This is a genomic window from Microcoleus sp. S1D4, from assembly GCF_036700765.1.
In the GTDB taxonomy this organism is placed as follows: Bacteria; Cyanobacteriota; Cyanobacteriia; order Cyanobacteriales; family Microcoleaceae; genus Microcoleus.
In genome coordinates, this window is record NZ_JAUBPP010000021.1 from 1 (window position 1) to 16,065 (window position 16,065).

Annotated in this window: 10 protein-coding genes; 5 read left to right on the forward strand and 5 right to left on the reverse strand. The window is 43.9% G+C overall.

From position 1 onward, the window contains the following. The first annotated feature begins 242 nt into the window (after positions 1–242). Positions 243–668, forward strand: a complete 426-nt coding sequence (locus tag QT998_RS20245; RefSeq protein WP_333091825.1) for a thiol-disulfide oxidoreductase DCC family protein — start codon at positions 243–245, stop codon at positions 666–668. Between the two features lie 41 nt (positions 669–709). Here the strand turns inward: QT998_RS20245 and QT998_RS20250 are convergent, their stop codons facing one another. From QT998_RS20250 to QT998_RS20260, 3 genes are all read right to left on the reverse strand, one after another. Continuing rightward, positions 710–1,135: a hypothetical protein gene (locus QT998_RS20250; protein WP_333091824.1), complete on the reverse strand. Its 426-nt coding sequence runs from the start codon at positions 1,133–1,135 to the stop codon at positions 710–712. A 277-nt stretch (positions 1,136–1,412) separates the two neighbouring features. Further along, complete coding sequence (locus QT998_RS20255; protein WP_333117408.1) at positions 1,413–6,926, reverse strand: trifunctional serine/threonine-protein kinase/ATP-binding protein/sensor histidine kinase; 5,514 nt, start codon at positions 6,924–6,926, stop codon at positions 1,413–1,415. A 302-nt stretch (positions 6,927–7,228) separates the two neighbouring features. Further along, positions 7,229–9,517 carry a GAF domain-containing protein gene (locus QT998_RS20260; protein WP_333117406.1) on the reverse strand — a complete coding sequence of 763 codons (2,289 nt, stop codon included), beginning with the start codon at positions 9,515–9,517 and terminating at the stop codon, positions 7,229–7,231. Between the two features lie 578 nt (positions 9,518–10,095). Between QT998_RS20260 and QT998_RS20265 the strand changes: the two genes are divergently transcribed. The 4 genes from QT998_RS20265 to QT998_RS20280 all read left to right on the forward strand — a co-directional run bounded on the left by QT998_RS20265 (position 10,096) and on the right by QT998_RS20280 (position 13,950). Then, complete coding sequence (locus tag QT998_RS20265) at positions 10,096–10,878, forward strand: calcium-binding protein (RefSeq protein ID WP_333091821.1); 783 nt, start codon at positions 10,096–10,098, stop codon at positions 10,876–10,878. 287 nt (positions 10,879–11,165) lie between these two features. After that, entirely contained in the window at positions 11,166–11,504 is a 339-nt protein-coding gene (locus tag QT998_RS20270; RefSeq protein ID WP_333091820.1) for an HNH endonuclease, read from the forward strand. 228 nt (positions 11,505–11,732) lie between these two features. Then, entirely contained in the window at positions 11,733–13,154 is a 1,422-nt protein-coding gene (ffh, locus tag QT998_RS20275) for a signal recognition particle protein (RefSeq protein ID WP_333091818.1), read from the forward strand. Positions 13,155–13,317: 163 nt separating this feature from the next. Beyond that, on the forward strand, positions 13,318–13,950 hold the full coding sequence (locus QT998_RS20280; RefSeq protein WP_333117416.1) for a Uma2 family endonuclease: 633 nt from the start codon (positions 13,318–13,320) through the stop codon (positions 13,948–13,950). A gap of 43 nt (positions 13,951–13,993) precedes the next feature. Here the strand turns inward: QT998_RS20280 and QT998_RS20285 are convergent, their stop codons facing one another. Beyond that, positions 13,994–14,581, reverse strand: a complete 588-nt coding sequence (locus QT998_RS20285; protein ID WP_333117404.1) for a Uma2 family endonuclease — start codon at positions 14,579–14,581, stop codon at positions 13,994–13,996. Positions 14,582–14,662: 81 nt separating this feature from the next. Further along, positions 14,663–15,862: an LPS export ABC transporter periplasmic protein LptC gene (gene lptC, locus QT998_RS20290; RefSeq protein WP_333091814.1), complete on the reverse strand. Its 1,200-nt coding sequence runs from the start codon at positions 15,860–15,862 to the stop codon at positions 14,663–14,665. Positions 15,863–16,065: the final 203 nt, after the last annotated feature.

A 16,065-nucleotide genomic window follows, 5' to 3' on the forward strand; every position in this document is an offset into this window, starting at 1 on the left:
CAGTTGGCAGTTGGCAGTTGGCAGTTGGCAGTTGGCAGTTGGCAGTTGGCAGTTGGCAGTTGGCAGTTGGCAGTAGTCAGTTGGCAGTTGGCAGTTGGCAGTAGTTAACAGTCAACAGTCAACAGTCAGTAGGAGCGGTGGATGGTGCGTGCGGGCCCTCTTAACTTAACAGTCAACAGTTAACAGTCAACATTCAACATTCAACATTCAACATTCAACATTCAACATTCAACATTCAACCAATGAATTATAAGGTAATTTACGACGGCAATTGCAATCTCTGTGTCACCTTGGTCCAGTTACTAGAAAACTTAGATCGAGGGCAGAATTTTGAGTATATTTCTATGCAAGATTTAGAGGGATTAGATCGCTTTGGCATCACCGCCGATGACTGCGAAATGGGGATGATTTTGATAGATTCACAGAATCTAGAAAAACGCTGGCAAGGTAGCGATGCGGCGGAGGAAATCGGGCGGATAATGCCTGCTGGTGAGGTGTTTGTGGCTGCTTACCGGGCAATGCCGGGGATGAAGTGGATGGGCGATCGCGTGTACGAACAAGTCCGCGATAACCGCTATACTTTGTTTGGCAAGCGATCGACTACTTACAAATCTGCTTATCCAGTTGGTTGTAAGTCGATCGACAATTGCGATAATAGCAAAGACTAAAGTCCTTACTACAAACAGGTTCGCAGTGAAAACTGAAGTCCTCAAAAAGATTGATTAAACAAATCGAATATCTGCTGGCAAAAGTCTTTGAGTTTTTGCGCCGACTCCACCGCAGGTTCGGTTAGACCGAGAAAATTCCAATTTTCCACAGTAGAAAAGTGCCACTGCTGACCGCTATGATCGTAACCGGCGGCCTCAACCCCGATCGCCCGCCGATATCCTTCCACCGGATCTTGGTAAAATCGGATTTGAATCAAGATGCTGCGGCTTTGCAACAAGCGGCTTCTACCGGGAAAATGGAAGCCAATGTCGATCGAATCTGGATCTACAAGTTCTCTGGTATCCTGGTCATTCATCCAAGGTTTCAAATCGACTTTTGCATCCGGGAATTCGGACTTGAATAAATTAACAACCGCAGCAATTTTGCTGGCAACTTCTATATTTTTGGCTTGTTCGGCAGCGTTCACTCGAAAAACTCCTATCAAATATAGTTATTACATTTAGCTAATAATGTAACTGCATACTGCCGAATGTAGACTGTGAACAGCGGACTTTTTCAGAAATAATTAGGCATTGACAAATTTTCATATATGTGTTGTGCCGTTTTTAGCCGAGTCTCGATCCCCCTAAATCCCCCTTAAAAAGGGGAGTAGGGGTTGACTTTGAGGATACTCTTGTCCCCCCCTTATTAAGGGGGGTTAGGGGGGATCTCCGGGTTTTAAAACACGCCATAGTTCCATAATCTTAATTCAGGGGAAGGGCGATCGCAAATTCCGAACCTTCTCCCAGCACTGATTCACAAGTTAGTTTACCGCCATGGGTTTCTTCCACAATTTGGCGGCTGATAGACAACCCCAAACCCGTACCTTTCCCTACTCCTTTGGTAGTAAATAGATGGTCAAATATTTTCGACTTGAGCTCCGATGACATCCCTTGACCGTTATCTTTGATTGTAATCACCACGCTGTTGTTATCCTCGGAGACTTGAGTGATAATGGCGATCGTATTCGGTAAAGCTTCAATTTCAGCATAAGTGCGACCCTGATTGAATTCGTCAAAACACTCGATCGCATTTGCCAGCAAATTCATAAATACCTGATTCAGTTGCCCAAAATAACATTTAACTGGCGGGATATCTCCGTATTCTTTGATAACTTTAATCGCGGGGCGAGTATCTTTAGCTTTCAGACGATACTGTAAAATCATCAAAGTGCTGTCGATGCCCTCATGAATATTTGCTGACACTTTATTCGCAGTGTCAGCGCGGGAAAAAGTCCGCAAAGACTTGCTAATATTGCGGATGCGCTCTGTACCTGATTTCATAGATAAAAGCATTTTCGGCAAATCTTCGATCAAATATTCTAAATCAATCTCCGATGCTTTATCTTCTAACTCATTTCCTGGATTAGGAAATTTTTCTTGGTAAAGTTGTAAGCAATCAATCAAATCTAAGCTAGCCTCAGCAGCAGCATCAAGATTGCCCGCAATAAAACCAAGCGGATTGTTAATTTCGTGAGCAACCCCTGCAATCAAGTTGCCGAGAGCAGACATTTTTTCGCTTTGAATGAGTTGCAGTTGCGCCTGTTGCAGTTCATTGAAAGATTTTTCTAACTGTTGAGATTTTTCTTTCTCGCGCGCGTACAAACCAGCATTTTCTACGGCAATCGCAACTTGAGAAATTAACACTTTGAATACTTCTACTCTCTCTGCTGTAAAAGCTCCTACTGTCAAAGCATTTTCTAAATAAATTATTCCGCGCCGCTGAGATTGATAAATAATCGGCAAACAGAGAATTGATTTGGGTTGATATTTCTGAATGTAGGTATCTACATTAAAAGGTTCGGCGACAGTCGCATTGTCTAAAACCAGATGCTTTTGACTGCTGTGTACATAATTAATCACAGACAGGGGAATATCTTGACAATTTTCTACGGGAATAGACTGTAAAATTGTCACTTTATCCTCCGCAAAATTCCCAGTAGCTTCTATGCAGAGAATATCGTTTTTCAGCAGCAGCAGCACTACTTTTTGAGCCGCCGCATTTTCTAAAATAATTTTGATTAATTTGGTCAACAATTTTTCTAGAACAATTTCACCGTTAATGGCTTGCGCCGACTTAATAAAAGTAGCTAAGTCTAAGAAATCGCCTAAACTACTACTGGTAGTATTTCCGGTGGCAGTGCGGGTGACATCTAGGGTTGGGGTTTGAATTGTGCGCGTCTGTGCTGCTAAGAAAGGATGTGTTGATTCTAAATGTTTAACTTTAGCTATGGCTCCCCAATGGATATATCCATAATAAGCTTTAGTCAGATATGCTTGAGAAACTATCTCTTTACCCAAAGCTTGATAAAATTCTCCTGCTAATTCATAGGCTAATGCTTCCTCTTGAATGTAACCGTTTTTGGCTGCTCCATCAATTGCGCGATCGTACAATCCCATTGCTTCGGTATTTTTCCCCAAAACTCGCGCTGTTTCCCCTGCTACCAAGTCGTATTTGTGTTGATAATTCATCGGAGCGCAATCGGCCCAGTTTTTCATCTTTTTTTGTAACTGTATCACTTTTTTAAGATATTGCTTTTGCTCACCTTTGCCAGCTTGGGGAAACAAAGCGAGGAGACTGAGAGAGTAGTAGAAGTTACTAATAGAAACTACATAAAATGCGGCGGCGGCTTCTTCATGTTTTTCAAATAACCTTGAATTATCCAAGGTTTCCACGTAGTTTTTGAACAAAAAATTAAGCTGAGCTTTGGCGTTATAAATCAAACAAACTAAAAGAAAGTTTTTAGCTTCTATTAAAGCGGGGAGCGTTTCAACTTCATTTAAGCTCTCGCCGACTAAATGGCATGGTTCGACAGATTGACCGCGCAAATTGAGGGCTGTTTGTCGGCTTATACTTATATACTGTACAGCCTGTTCTAGTTGAAATTGCTGCATTAGTTTGATATATTTCCCCATCTCCTGCTCCACCAAATCTAGAGGCTCTCCTATCGACAGTTTTTTGAAGCAATATTCATTTATAGAATAACCAGCATATTCCAACTCTCCAGTTTCCATCCCAGTTTTAAAACCTTCTTTGAGATCGCCTAATCCGGACTTGACAGAGGCTTTCCAGTGGTTAATAAAGCAACCAAAGGGTGCATAAACTCTACTTTTGATTGAACGGGAGGGAAATTTGTCTAACATCCTAATTGCCAGTTGACCGAATTGGTATGCCAAACTAATATCCCCTACCTTGTACATAACTACGCCATAAAAAACGTAAGCAATACTTGCATAAGGCGAATTACCATATTTAATGCACAGCTTGACCATCCTAAAAGCCAGTAGCGGTACCAGTCGGGGCTTGGTCTGAACAGCAGTGCTGAAAATCCCTGATAAAATCCGCATGGCTGCTTGTTTGTCGGGATCGGTCATTTCTGGCAAGTTAGCTAAATCCTCAATTCGTCTCAATCCTAAGCTTAGTTTTGTATTAATCAGTCCCGCCATAATATTTAGCGCCTTGGGATTTTGAGGAAAAGAAATGCCTAACAATTTAAGGACTTCCAGTCCTGTATTGAGTGCTTCTACAAGTCTATTCTGAGCGTTATAAGACTGAATTTGAAGTTGATAAACATTCACTTTTTCCAGTAAGGTTTTAGCTTTTTGCACTACAATATCAACCAGATTTTTTGAATCTTCATAGTTGGTATTTAAGTATTCAGCTTCTGCAGTTGACTCGTAAATGGCTAACGTTAAGTCATAGTGGCATTGCCAAGAATCGGCAGGCAATAATTCCATAGCAACCCGCAAATACCTAACAGCAGCTTCATACGCAGCAGCCGCTTTAGCCTTGCGTCCAGCAGTTAAGTTTAATTGTGCTAACTGAGTTTTTTCTGACTGTTGGCTAATCGTGTCAATTCCGACATTCAATTGATTGACGATATCAAAGATGTTTTCTTCTAGCTTGTCTAGTGGAGTATTCTGTAAAAGTAATTGACCGATTTTTAAATGGGTGGATTGCTTTTGGTCGTCGGGAATTAGCGAATATGCCGCTTGCTGAACGCGATCGTGCAAAAATCTGTAACTAACCCGCGAAGTGTCTAACTTGAGATTGATTGATTCGGCTCGATCGAAAACTAAAGGAATGCGATAAGCATCGCTCAATGGCAGAATTAACCCGGATTGCAAAGCTGAATAAAGTTCAGTTGCTGTAGTATTAGCTGACTTTTCGCTAACAAGTGACAGCACATCTAGAGCAAATTTATCCCCGACACAAGCTGCTAATTTCAACATTTTTTGCGTGGCTGCGGGCAGCTTTTCAATGCGAGAAGCTACCAGTTCCACCACACTTTTATCGGTGATTCCAATGGCTTGGATTTCATCGATACTCCAATACCAGCCACCTTGAATTCCCTCATTTATAATGTGATTAAATTCAAATTTCAAAAGAGAGTCTTGATAAAGTGCTTGGAGTAATTGGGTCAAGAAAAAAGGATTGCCACCCGTTTTATTCCAGATTAACTCGGCTAGATTTGTTACTTTTTCTTTGCAAGTGTTAAGTGTTTCAGTGACTAATTCCGTCACATTTGCTAAATCTAGCAGTTGCAACACGATATTGTTGACTATTGTACCAGTTTTTTCAATTTCTTCTACAGTCTGAATTAAGGGGTGGGTCGGACTAACTTCATTGTCTCGATAGGCACCGATTAGCAACAAATATTCTTGGTCAGGGTCAGTTATCAGTATTTGCATCAACTTTAATGTTGCTGAATCGGCCCACTGCAAATCGTCTAAAAAGATAACTAGGGGGTGTTCTTTTTGGGCGAAAACGCGAATAAATTCTTTGAATACCCGATTGAATCGATTTTGGGATTCTACAGGGGCGAGTTCTGGGACTTCTGGCTGCTTGCCGATGATTAATTCAACTTTTGGAATTACGTCGGCAATTACTTGGCCGTCTGTTCCCACTGCTGTTAAAATTTTAGTGCGCCATATTTCTAAGGAAACAGCACTTTCTGTTAGCAATTGTCGCAGCAAGGAGTTAAATGCTTGGATTAATGAGGCATAAGGAATGTTGCGTTTTAGTTGGTCAAATTTGCCGCTGATGAAGTAACCTTTTGACCTGGTAATTGGTTTGCTAACTTCGTTGACTACGGCTGATTTACCGATGCCTGAGTAGCCTGATACTAGCATTAGTTCGCTTTGGCAATGGGCGAATTTTTCTGTATTTTGGTTTGGTGGAAAAGATGCGACTGAAAGGGTTTCTGCATTGGGGCGGGCGGGTTTTTCTGTATTTAGGTTGGGTTGCAAAGATTTGGGTGAACCCGCCCCTACACGTTCAAATGCTGCTAATAGTTCGTTGACTTGTTGTTCTCTACCATACAATTTTTGGGGGATTAACAATTGGCTGAGAATATCTAAGCGTCCCGGGATGAAGTCGGCAATTTGTCCGGTGGTTTCTAACTGATCCAAAGAAATTTCTAAGTCGGCTAACAATCCGGCAGCACTTTGATATCTATCTTCGGCATTCTTTGCCATTAATTTCATCACTATCTCTGAGATGGCGACAGGTATTTCTGAATTGGTTTGATGGGGATATATTGGTTGAACTGCAATGTGGCTATAAACTACTTCTAAGGGGTCGTTGCTGCAGAAAGGCAATTTTCCTGCCAGCATTTCATATAAGGTGATACCAAGGGAATAAAAGTCTGTGCGGTAGTCGAGGGTGCGGTTCATTCTCCCGGTTTGTTCGGGTGACATATAGGCTAATGTGCCTTCGACTGAGTTGGGATTGTTAAATTGCGGATTTTCTTTGTTGAGTTTTGTAGCAATGCCGAAGTCGGTGATTTTTACTTGTTTTGTTTGCGAGTTAATTATGATGTTGCTGGGTTTGATGTCTTTGTGAATAATGTGATGAAAATGCAGGTATTGTAAGGCTTTGACTATTTGGATGGCGATGTGTAACTTGGCTTCCAGGCTCAAGGTTTCTCTTTCCAGCAGTTTTGCGAGGGATTCGCCGCCAAAGTCTTCTAAAACGATGCCTAATCGGTGGTCGAATGTTTCGATACTTATGGCTTTGACGATTTGTTCGCTGTCTAAATTTTGGCGGATTTGATATTCGTGTTTGAGCCTGGTAATGGCTTCGAGGGTGGGATATTCGGCTTTGAGGACTTTCAGAATTTCTGGTGCCGCTTTTCTCGGTGTTTGTCCGCGATAGATGATTGTTTCGACGCCTTCGTGCAGAGTAGAATTTATTTGGTATTCTGATAAGTTTAACATAACTTAACTTATAAATTACAGGAGCTAATTATCATTAGGTTAACACTACTTAATCTAAATTAAGTGTGATTTTGATCGTGTATTTGGCGATTTCCAATCACACGGAATATAAACTAAGTGAAAATGTGGGCTTGATCATTTGTGTCAACCAACATTTAAAATGTAATATTGGTCTTGTGTGTGAGTCCCGAATGCTTTGGCTGCAAAGTTTTTCAGGGGGATGGGAGCGATCGCACTGGGCCTAAAACAGCCGGAGATGGGAGCGATCGCACTGGGTCTCAAATAGGCAATTGAACAGGTTCTCAATCGCTGACTACTGTAACTTCACAGATAGTAGAAATAGATTCCGGGTCAGGTAAAATACGCACGCGGGCGAATTTTAAACCGCTGACTCCTTGGAGTGATTCTACCATACCAGTCTGAACTTTTGGCTCTACCCAACCTTCGCGAGACAAGTAGCGCAAGTATTGCTGATACTCTTCCCACTCTTCCTCCGTGGAATAAACAACAGTCAACATTCCCGACTGGGTAATTCGCTCTTGTGCGTCTTTGTCAACGGCTTTTTCGATCCGCTTTTTCACAAGTTCGTAGCGAATGTCGCGAGTGCCTTTGACATCAAACATTTTTTCGGTGTTTTCGTTGTGAAAAATGTCGATCGTGGTATTCTGCACTAAGACTAAATGTGCGAGTTCCATATTGATTTGAGACTCGGCTTGTAGGCGAAAAACTGTGCGGCCACAATCGCAAATAGCTCGCAGTTGTTCGTACCGCAAACTGTGCAGGTGAAACTGGCTAAATTTGGGATCGATCGATTTTCCTACATAAATCATGTGATCGATGCCGTCGGTGCATTCGATGTCGCAGTAGTGGGGGAGAATTTGCTGCATTTTTTCTTGCCAGCGGGCCCAGGTTTCCTGGAGTTTGGTGCTGATTAAGTTCAGCATTTGGTCGTAGCGGTTGCGATCGCTGTAAACGCAGTTATGTTCGTTTTCACAGGCTGCTTGGTAAGCTTCAACGGCTGCCTGAACCTTGGGCCCGCACTGCACAAAATAGTCAAAATATACTTCTAAATGCTCGTTTAAATACTCGGCGGCTCGCACCTCCATATCGACTGTTACTTTTTGTTTTAAATGCTGGATGTAGTCGAGCAAGTCGAGCCGCAGTTGCTCGCCGAGGTGGGTAGTTTGTGTTTCGCAAACGGCATCAGCTATGACTAAACCTAAGCGGAATTGTTCGAGCAAATCAGTTTGAATGGCTCGGTTTCTTTCGTCGCTAGAACCGCGAATGTCCGAAATTCCGTACAGCGGATGAACATCAGCAAATACGATTGTTTCAGCAGGTAGTCCCCAACTTCGCCTTTCTGCTTCTTGGGCGAACCGCCACTCGACTGCGGGGTGGATGTTGTGAATGTGGGTAAACCGTTCTTGGATGGCTTGCCGCAGGGCTGCAATGAAGGCGGGAATGAGTTCTTGGGCGTGTTGAGCGTCAATGCCGTTGAAGTGGTTTGGCCGATCGCACAACAGCCCCACAACACCCAAAATCCGCACCCCGCACCCCTCACGGGTGACGGATTTGACTACCAGGGGCACCAGCAGCATCGATCGAGTTCCCATTCTCCGCAAAGTTCGATCGCACTCGGTTTCGCACTCCCTACGCAAGTCTGGCACGTTCCAAACTTGATTTGCTGCTGTGGCCTTCAAAAAGTGAGAAGCTTCTAAAGAATTCATTGAATAAAGAATTGGCTGCAAATGTTGGCCGTCTTTTGCAACTAATAGCTGTACCTGTTCGCCGTCGGGCCGCAGCAGCAAAGTGCCGTCAGCATTGAAAAGCGATCGCAAACACCGATCAATTTTCTCAAATTTGTCTGGTCGCAGCATCGAATCTTGATCGATCAATAACTGAGTCAGTCGGCGAATTTGCTCCTGCACAGTGACATCAAAACCTTCTAGCAACAGCAAGCCTTCTACGCGGTAATTATCCAACTGCAATCGATCGGCTAAATTTTCCAGTTGATTCGGCTGCATCAGCCAAGCTTCCCGTTCCGCAACAGGCATTAATCTTAAAGAAATATCTGCGAATTCATCTATTTTTGAGTCGATTCGAGTAGTTTTTAACTGTTCCGAACCCAGCCAAAATTCTATAAATCTGGGTTCTCGGTGTTTGGGGTTTTTTACACTCGCAGTGACAGGTTCTTCTAGCACCCGCAAACCGTCGATGTCAATTTGATAATATTGCTTAAATACCCAGTGCAAAAGATGGCGGCGGTACAATTGTTCTGCTGTTTTGCCGCCCCAATCCTCGAACAGTTCCAGCAGAGTGATGTCGGTTTCTGCAAACAAACCGTTGATAGATTGAGTTGCCAAGGACGTTTCCTCCCAACCGGCCAAGCGGCAAAATGCTGCGTTAGCGTACCGCAGGGCAAAAGTTCCCGGTTGCATTACTGCGATTAAAACGCGGCGATCGCCGAGAAATTGAAACAATCGCTGTAAATCTTGTTTCCACGTTTTCAAGGGTTCAATTTCAGCAGATTTACTGGGTACTTGGGCCGCCAAAGCTTCGAGTAGCTGTTCCATGCTTGGTTCGCTTGACATCTTGTCACTGTCTTGCTCTGTTTGAGCGATACTTGCGGTTGACCGTGATTTTACGGAGTTATTGTTGTTTTGAGGGGAAGGCGATTTAGGAGTAGACATAAGCAAAACACCTGAAAGCAGTGGATTTTGTTAAAAAATGAGCGAACGGGGATTTAGAGCGAATGTAAAGAACTTAGATCTTGTTTGTAAAGTTTGTGTATTGGTCTCGGAAACTAAGTGTATTTTTGGACGATCGCCCCAGAAACTTTTACTTTGCTTGACAAACAACCTCTGAGTCTCGACGTTATAGGTGATATTAACGTGTTTGCGGCCTGACGGGTCACACCCATTATAGGCGGTGAGCCGTAGCGGATACTGTCAGCGACTAATGCTATTTGACTCCTCGGCGAAATAGCAGCTTTGGCTTGAACGACGCACAGCCTTGGTAATTTAAAATTGTAATTAGTAATTGATAATTTGCCAATTGCCATCAATTATTTAGTTAATTGAAGTAATGCAAAATAAAATATCCTTGCTATTGGCCAATGATTTAATTAAAATATATAATGTAAATATTAACATTTTGCAAGGACATACTTATGGCTTTGACGATTAACAATCTCATCGGTGATTTGACTGGATTTCCTGTATTTGCTGGCGGCGGGCCGCGTTTTTTGGCATTCGCTACACCAGATGAGATTGACGTAGAAGAGGGAAATTTATCGTCTTTTCCCTGGGGAGTTTGGGGACTAGACGGCAACGATACCATAGCAGGTTCGTCGGATTCTAACGAACGGCTGCTAGGAAATAATGGGGATGATATTATCGGCGGTGGCGAGGGAAATGATATCATTTACGGCGGCAAAGAGAACGATCGCCTGGATGGAAATGATGGCAACGATTTAGTTAGGGGCGACGCGGGAAACGACATTATTTTTGGAGGGTCTGGAAACGATGTCCTGCGGGGAGGGCAAGGAGACGACGATTTAGACGGCAATGATGGCAACGATTTCTTGGTGGGCGATCGGGGAGTTGACGTGCTCACGGGAGGCCCCGGTGCTGATATATTTGTGCTCAGAAGCAACGACGAAGGATTTGGAGTCAATGCAGCCGATGTCATTACAGATTTTAATTTTGAGGAAGGCGATCGCATCGGTTTGACTGACGGTTTAACGGAACTAGACCTCCTCTTCACTGACGACAATCTGATCGCTTACGATAACGACGGAATTATTGATGATATGGTGATTCGCAATCGAAGAGACGGACGGATTTTGGGGGTAGTTTTAAACACAGATAACTTTGAGCTTCTCGGTTCCTTTGAAGAAGCCAGTCCGTTTGCTTTGGCAATTAACGGTACTCAGTTCCAGTTTTTGGCTTAGTTTTGTGTAGGCGGATTTGATGGGCGATCGAGCTATTTATTGAGTAGATCGAAGCTAACGATCGCTGGCGCTAATAAATCTTTTCCGCAGTCCAAAAGTCCGGCAGGGAATTAATTCCCTGCCTCACAGCTCAAGTCCTCTAAAAGAAGACTGAGTTTTTTTTTGATTAATAATTATTTGTTAAATTAACAATCAATTTTTAATAGTTTAATCCTAAATTCAAAATCTAAAAATTAAAATTTGTACGCTCGCGACTTGACTGATGCGGTTATTGTCGTAGTTTACAAATGTATGTGCTGGGAATATTAGAAATTGACCATATTATTCCCAAAGCTGTGGGTGGCACCGACGCTGAAGAAAACCTCTGGCTGGTCTGCAGTCTGTGCAATAATTACAAAGGAACCCAAACAGACGCATTAGATTCAGTCACACAAACGCGCGTTACGTTGTTTAACCCGCGCACTCAGCAATGGTCGGATCATTTTGCATGGAGTGAAGAAGGTACAGAAATTCGAGGAGTTACAGACTGCTGTCGCGCGACAGTCACAGCACTACAACTAAACAATAATATTGCTGTCACCGTTAGGCGTCAGTGGGAGTGCTGGCGGCACCCGCCAACAGAATAAAACAAAAATTAGTGGAAAATCGCCAGCGGTTAAAAAATACAAACATCAAACTACCCATGAGGGCAGAAACCGGGTTTTTTACACGATGCTGTGGGTGATAAGAAATATTTTCATAAAAAACCCGGTTTCTTGAGTCGATCGTGCGTTTGGGACTCTTTCAGCAAACATCAATCCAAAAACCCCCGTTTAGCCTTAAAATAAAAAAGACTGACTAGCCAACAAAGCCCTATGTTTGAAGCCCTTGCCGATCGACTCGAATCCACCTGGAAAAAACTGCGCGGACAGAATAAAATCTCCGAGAGCAACATCCAAGACGCCATCAAAGAAGTCCGCCGCGCCCTCCTGGAAGCCGATGTCAACCTCCAAGTCGTCAAAAACTTTGTCGGAGAGGTAACGGCCAAAGCACAAGGGGCAGAAGTCGTTTCAGGCGTCCGTCCCGACCAACAATTCATCAAAATCGTCCACGACGAACTCGTCCGCGTCATGGGGGAAACCAATGTACCCCTCGCCACCGCCGAATCCGGGCCCACAGTGATCCTGATGGCAGGTTTGCAAGGAACCGGGAAAACCACAGCTACCGCCAAACTAGCCCTGCACCTCCGCAAGCAAAATCTTACCGCACTGCTAGTCGCCACCGACATTTATCGACCAGCGGCGATCGACCAATTGCTGACCCTCGGCAAACAAATCGACGTACCAGTATTTGAATTAGGCAAAGATACCGATCCCGTAGAAATCGCCCGCCAAGGGCTCGAACGCGGCAAAGAACTAGGCGTAGATACCATCATCATCGATACAGCAGGCCGCCTGCAAATCGACCAAGAAATGATGGCAGAATTGGTTCGCATCAAACAAACAGTACAACCCCATGAAACGCTGTTAGTTGTTGATGCCATGACTGGCCAAGAAGCCGCAAATTTAACCCGCACCTTTCACGAACAAATCGGGATTACCGGTGCAATCCTCACCAAATTAGACGGCGACAGCCGCGGCGGTGCAGCCTTGTCCGTGCGCCAAATATCCGGCGCGCCGATTAAATTTGTCGGCGTAGGCGAAAAAGTGGAAGCATTGCAACCATTTTATCCCGATCGCATGGCATCGAGAATACTTGGCATGGGCGATGTCTTGACGCTAGTAGAAAAAGCGCAAGAAGAATTCGACATCGCCGATGCCGAGAAAATGCAAGAGAAAATGCTCACGGCCAAGTTTGACTTTACCGACTTTCTCAAACAAACCAGGCTGTTAAAAAATATGGGTTCCCTCGGCGGCATCATGAAAATGATTCCGGGGATGAACAAACTCTCAGACGAACAAATGCGGCAGGGAGAAGTGCAGCTAAAACGCACCGAAGCCATGATTAATTCAATGACAATTGAAGAACGCCGCAATCCCGAACTTTTAGCAAGTTCTCCATCCCGCCGCCGCCGCATCGGCAAAGGCGCAGGCTACGCCGAAAATGACGTAACAAAACTCGTCAGCGACTTCCAAAAAATGCGTACCATGATGCAGCAAATGAGTCAAGGCAATTTTGCAGGAATGGGAGGAATGCCGGGAATGCCAGGAATGGGAGGAATGCCGGGAATGCCGGGAATGGGCGGTCAGAAGAAAAAGAAAAAGAACAAGCCTAAAAAAGGTTTTGGTCAGTTGTAATCGAAGGAAGAAGGAAGAGGGAAGAAGGAAGAAGGAAGAAGTAGAAAGCGTAGGGTGCGTCGCTATTGACAATCTGCAAGTCCGCTTGAAAATATCACAGCGACGCACCCTACACAATAGTTTTTTGTTACCAAGTTTTACCCAAAAAACCCTGGAATTGAATATGGTACAAACATTTACTGAACCACAAACTATATCTCTAGAAGTGCCGAATTCGATCGCCCTATTAGTCACCGGCGAACAATTCGAGGCTTTAGCATTGGCAAATCCCGACTTGAGATTAGAAAGAACCACAGAAGGAGAATTAATCGTGAATCCACCCACCGGCGGAGAATCCAGCGAAAGGAATTTCAACATTACCGGGCAACTTGCTCGCTGGTGCGATGACAACGAGGATTTAGGATCGGGTTTTGACTCTTCGGGAGGATTCATCCTTCCTAACGGTGCTAACCGTTCTCCCGACGCTTCCTGGGTGAGTCGAGAACGCCTCGAAGCCTTGACACCAAAACAGCGAAAAGGCTTCGTTCCCCTGTGTCCAGACTTTGTAGTAGAATTGCGTGAAGCGAAGCTATCCCGTAGGGAATCGGCATCTGACAGTCTCCCGACTCTCCAAGTAAAGATGCGGGAATACATGGAAAACGGGGCGAGATTGGGTTGGTTAATTGACCCGCAAAATCGGCGGGTAGAAATTTATAGACAGCAGGTAGAAGTAGAAATATTAATCGATCCAGCCGAGTTGTCCGGTGAAGATATATTGCCCGGATTTGTGCTAAATTTGAGGCGCGTGTGGCGTTAAAAAGCTTCTAATTGTGATTTGTCGTTTTTCACGCGCAGCCTCTCTAAACACTTGGAATTGCTTGTCTGAATTCGCGCATGGCTTGAAGGTGATTTTCCATATTGATACACCGCGCCAATAGTACAATATCTAAGTCTGGGAGAACACCAGAGCGATCGACCTCTGCATATCCATCAGCCCCCAACAAATACATACCAAGTGCGCCATTTTCCCAAAACCAAACTTCAGGAATTTCCAGGCGTTTGTAAGCCTCTAACTTATTAATCCCACCGCTACTCACCACCACTTCCACCACCAAATCAGGACGTTCTCGGTTAGCGCCCAATTCGTAAGACTGATCCGCTTCTCGCTTCACCTTTCCAGCTTCACTTTCCCGCGTCACCGAGCCAGTTGGAGTAAAATCAATCCCTGCATATTCCAAATACAGATTCACTAGCGTTGAAATCCGTTCTTTAACAATTTGATGTTTTCTTCCAGGCATACGTCTAATCTCCAACACCCCATCTAAAAATGACAGCCTGATTCCCGGACGTGATAGTAACTGTTCAACAGCTTTAAACTCTCTCCAGCTCAGTCCGTCAATTAAGATAGGTTCATCGAGCTTTTCTAACTTTTCTAAAGTTTTCGTCATCCGAACCGCTCCTTACTCAATCCCGTCTTCATTATATCTGCGTTCACCTGCGTTCGTCTGCCGACATCTGCGGTTGCAATTCTATTTACTTTCCAAAATTCCCTTATTTTCATCCGGCACAAACTCCGTAACAACTTGGCCGCCACCACCGTCACCCTTAACAATCACAGTTTGATTTTTAAGCTCTCCCGCCGCCCTCGGCCCAGTTAAATTAAACACCGGATTTAGTTGCTTGTAAACCACATTGCCTTCTGCGTCAAAAGTTTGGTTAGTTAAATACCATGTTACGCGATCGGTATTTAATTGAGATTGACGTTTTTCCCCAATTCCTACCACATTTCCAGTTAAATAAAAAATCTTTTTCTCTAAATCTCCCCGCCCCTGATCCCCAGTCATCGTCACCTTTTCCACCCGGTGAAAAACCTTCACAGGCCCTGGCGATACCACAGATTGAGCCGGAAAATTCCAACTCATCAAACTACTTTCTATTTGCAGCGGCGGGTCGGATGGCATTAATTGAGCGTTTTTCGTTAAGGTAGCAATCTTGGTTTTTAAGTCTACATCTACCTGGTCAGCAAAACCGCTGTCTGTTACTTTTTTATCTTTATATCTATCAATTTGAGTCGGTTGGTCGCTGTTTATTTTTTGTTGCTCGACAAACCACACTAAGTGCTCGGTACGCAGTTGCAAAACCGGATCTTTCACATTCGCCACGACAGAACCAAATAACTCCATCCTCTTCGCCCTACTGAAAACCCGCGCTTCCTTCGCTGAAGCTGTCACCTGTTTGTTCTCTCCGGTCAAATTATTGCGAACAACTAAAACATCTTCCTTCGGTCGCCACTCAAGCTCGTTTCCCCGCAATACCAAGCCATTTTTTAGGTCAGTAGCGACGATGTTACCTTTGATAAAAACCTGATTTCCTTCCTGAAATACCTGCCCGGTATCTCCCTGAATGTCGTATATTTCTTTGCCATCCTGAAACAATTTTCCCACTGGTTTCTGAACGTCAACAGTCTTTTTGTCTTTGCTGTAAACGGCAGTTTTTGAGTTCACTTTCCAGAAGGTTTCGCCCTTTTCGTTTGCTTGTTCTAGGGTTACTTTGTTCAATGTTAAACTGCTGTTTGCCTGCTGAGCGGTTTTGAGATCGTCCGCTAATTTATTCTTTTGAGTTTCTTGGGGAGCAGCACAAGCACTAATCCCCAAAATCAATGCTGCTAAAAATAGCAGCACGAATTTTGGGGATTTGAGATGGAAATTTTGAGATTGGAGATTAATCATTGGTAATCGATAATTGGGAATTTGTAATTGGTAATTGGTAATTGGTAATTGGTAATTGGTAGTTGGCTAATTAAAAACACTAAATCAAAAATTAAAAATGTTTTATACTTTATCTAAATTTTTAACTTCTTATTTTTAATGATTCCACCCCTTACCTATTACCTATGCCTATCCCCCATTTCCTATTCCCCATTCCCTACTAC